This is a genomic window from Eubacterium ramulus ATCC 29099, assembly GCF_000469345.1.
Taxonomy (GTDB): Bacteria; Bacillota; Clostridia; order Lachnospirales; family Lachnospiraceae; genus Eubacterium_I; species Eubacterium_I ramulus.
On the sequence record NZ_KI271193.1, the window covers coordinates 34930 to 38975 of the forward strand.

General features: G+C 41.7%; 1 protein-coding gene and 1 pseudogene. Both read right to left on the bottom strand.

Going from position 1 to position 4046, the window contains the following annotated elements; all coding sequences use genetic code 11:
* On the bottom strand, window positions 1-3341 hold a 3341-nt coding region (locus HMPREF0373_RS16210), incomplete at its 3' end, for a penicillin-binding Tp47 domain C-containing protein (RefSeq protein WP_021740791.1).
* 315 nt (window positions 3342-3656) lie between these two features.
* Window positions 3657-4046 (bottom strand): annotated as a pseudogene (locus HMPREF0373_RS17115) (hypothetical protein); the annotation flags it as partial.

A 4046-nucleotide genomic window follows, 5' to 3' on the forward strand; every position in this document is an offset into this window, starting at 1 on the left:
TTTACGGCTCCGCCTGTTACATACCACCAGCCATAAGTGCTGTCGTATACAAGTCCTGTGTAACCAAAGTTTACGGCTCCGCCTGTTACATACCACCAGCCGTAGTTGCTATCGTATACAAGTCCTGTGTAACCAAAGTCGATGGCACTTCCGTTCACATACCACCAGCCATAGTTACTGTCATATACAAGGCCTGTTGCTGCAAAACTGATCGCACCGTTCTGTACATACCACCAGCCGGATTCGTTCTGTACAAGACCTGTGTAAGAGAAATCTACTTTACCGTCTTTTACATAGAACCAGCCGTTTGCGTTTGCTGCAAGCCCTGTCATCTCTTCGTCTACATCACCGTCTGTGTAATAATACCAGTTACCGTCAGCTGCTGCCTCATTTGCAAGACCCGTGAATTTATTTACCTTCTCCAGTTCTGCAATGGCAGCGTTCAGATGTGCCGTTGACTCATCAATACTCTCCTGACTGGTTTTTCCTGTCGGAACGGTTGCCAGATCTTTTTTTGCCTCTGCTAATTCAGCTTCCAGATTGCTCCAGGACGCTTCTGTATAATCCTCTTTATTCAGTGCTTCCGCTGCTTTGATCGCTGCCTCCAGTTTGCTTGTATCGCTGACCGGTGTTGCAATATGGATATCATCTGCTGTCACATTGACTTCTACTTTTGTATCTGTATAACCAAGTGCATGGATCGTAAGTACCCATTTTCCGGTTCCATCCGTTCCCTGCGGAAGCTGGCATCTCAGGGAATCTGTCAGTCCCAGCTGGATTCCCATAGATTTGTGCATCCAGTTATCTGCTGCAAATTTTGTTCCGTAAGTTGCAAGTGCTGTATCACCGCTTCCATAATAAGTCCACTCTACGGATTGCATTGCGGAACCAAGATCGCCATAGTTCTTTTTCAGATCCACACGCAGGAAATCGCCAAACTTACTGCTGTCCACTACTTCAACACCCATATTTGCAACATCTGCTGTTTTCAGTTCGGTATCTTTTAATCCGGATGCCGTACCTGTCTGTGCCGCACTGAAACTGAATGTACCATCAGCATTCAGAGAAACCTTCTTCAGACCATTTGTATTTTTGTTTACATCTGCAACCGCTGTATAACTCTTCAGATTATTCTCAGAATAACCACCGGACAGTGTCTCTCCGTTTTCTGTTACACTATATGCTGCCTTAAATGCTTCCAGATTTTTTGATTTCACTTTTACCGGAACATATTTGATTCCTTTGATCACATAATGGTCATATGTACTTGTTTTTCCATCGACTGTTAAAGTCGTGATTCCTGTTGCTCTGTCAGATGCTTTTACCAGTGTTTTTCCATTTGATAAAATGGCAGTATTTCCATCCGTCCAGGAAATCGGCTCATAAGTATTTCCATCCGTATCATAGATTACAACATCCTGCTGGAAACTTCCTCTGTGCAGACCATGGTTTGCTGTTGCACGGGTTACGGTATCAAATGCACCCTTGTCATACTCTCCGTTTGTATCCATCACATCGGAAGATGCTGCAGATCCCGCATTCTGTACATCTTCATTCGCATAATACTCAGCGTAAGGAACAGATGCGTAGACATAAGTATATTCAGGTGCTACATAGGTAAATGAGAAATCATTTGCATATCCGGTTGCCTTTACAGAAATTTCAAATTCGTCTCCTGCTTTTGCGTCTTTAAATGGAGCTGCCTCCTCATTCAACGTTCCGTCTTCATTCACAATTTTTACAGAACCTTTTCCGGAGGCATTGTATGCTTTTCCGTTAACAGTTACTGTTTTTATATTTTTAATGTAAGACGTTACTTCATCTGCGGAAGCTCCCTCTGCTGCCACCAGACTGTCACTTGCATTATCATATGAGACCACTGTTTTATCTGTTGTCAGTTCAAAGCTTGCAGATAATTCCACATATTTAGCATTTTTATCTGCAACACGCAACGTATACTGTCCCGGTGCAGCTGAATCCTTATCAAATGTCAGGATTCCATTTTTAACCTCTACATTTTTTAAACCTTCTACGGTATACTGAGCATCATAATCTTTTGGAAGACCGGTAATAGTAACTGTTGTCTTTCCTGCATCTGCAGATGCATTTTCAACAGCTATCGTATTTGTAAATTTCACCGGAACATACTGGTTCATCGGAATTTCATAAACACCCGCATCGGTATAATAAGTCACTTTGTTGATCGTCTGTCCCATCATAGATACATAATCTGCATAAGAAAGCTTACTTCCGTGAGCCTCCGTCACAAATCCAGTACTCCATGCAAGTTTTGTTTTTTTCCAGATATTTTCCACATGACGTAATCCGTAACTGTCACCTTCTTTTGTACTGATTGTGACCCCATAGACAGTGTTGATCGCATCCGGAAGTCCATCCAGATTCAACTGATAATCACCATATTTGGAAGAAGTAGAAAAACTGCCTGTCACATCTGTCAGTGTTGTTGCTTCTGTTCCTTTTACCGTTCCAAAACTGAAAGAACCGTCTTCATTCACCGTCAGCTCTTTATAGTAGGATGGTGCCTCAGATAATACATAGTAGGAATAATTTCCACTTTCAAACAAAGCATCTTTTCCACTGTAAGTAGTCGTAGATTCTTTTCCTTTGATGCTGGTTGTAATATCTACTTTACTCTCATCTGTAATCTGTGTATATTTCCCGGTCAAAGCAGCCAGATCACTGACTTTTACCGGAAAAGTAATTCCACTGATATCCGTTCCATCACTGTTTACATGATAAGAACCTGCTGCAAGCGATGCTCTTGTCTTCATTTTTGTTGCAGAAGAAACAGCATCTACATCTGCATCTCCTTCTGCTGCATAAAAATCAGCATATGGAATGTTCATCAGCACATACGCTTCCTGCGCGGTTGATGCTTCCGGGGCACCCTGGATTGCTTCCAGTGCTGCCTCTTTGATGGCTTTGGAAGTACGGGTAGCTCCGGATACCGTAGACCATCCGTTAATGGTATCTTCCGTAGCATCCTTTCCTGTCAGTAATGTCTTGATTCCGTTTTTCTTACTGTAAGCTTTGCTGAAATAACTGCTGTTGTCAGCTTCCACGTAGCCATTTTTCGGTGTGGCTGTAATATCAGAGATTTTTCCATCCTTTACAGATACCGTGACATCCACATCATACTCATTCCACTCATCGTCTGTATCCTCGATGGTTCTGTAAACATGCCTGGTAGCTGTATAGGTTCCATCTGCTGCCACTTTATCAGCAGTTACTGCAAATGCTGCTGTCGGGCAGGTACTCATCACCATAGCTGCTGCCATGATAGAAGCCCATACTTTTGCTGAAATCTTTTTTCTTTTCATAAAATATAAAATCCTCCTTGCTGTTTTTATTCAAAAAAGGCGAAAAAACCGGGTTAGTTCCACTAATCTTTTTTACATGTCGGCAACTTTTTATAATAATATGCAAACATTATTAGTGCTATCTAACGCCGGTTATTTTAGCATCACCTTTTTTTATCGTCAACAAAGATGTTGAAATTTTATACTTATTGACTTTTTTCATCAATAATATTGAGAATCCATCTCAATAAACACATATTTATATCTCAGCCGAACTATAACCTCCGACTGAGATATAATGCTCCATATAATTACACAATGATTCTCTTTCTCAGACTAGAACACAACTTTTCCGTTTACGACATTCCATACACCGTATTCATTTGCCGCTGTGCCGGTATAGTCAAAATCTACTTTTCCGTTCGCTACTTTGAACCAGCCATTTTCGTTTGCTGCAAGTCCTGTATAGTCAAAGTCTACTTTTCCGTTGGTCACTTTGAACCAGCCATTCTCGTTTGCTGCAAGTCCCGTATAATCAAAGTCCACTTTTCCATTCGTCACTTTGAACCAGCCATTCTCGTTTGCTGCAAGTCCCATATAGTCAAAATCTACTTTTCCATTCGTCACTTTGAACCAGCCGTTTTCGTTTGCTGCAAGTCCTATATAGTCAAAGTCTACTTTTCCGTTCGTCACCTTGAACCAGCCGTTTTCGTTTGCTGCAAGTCC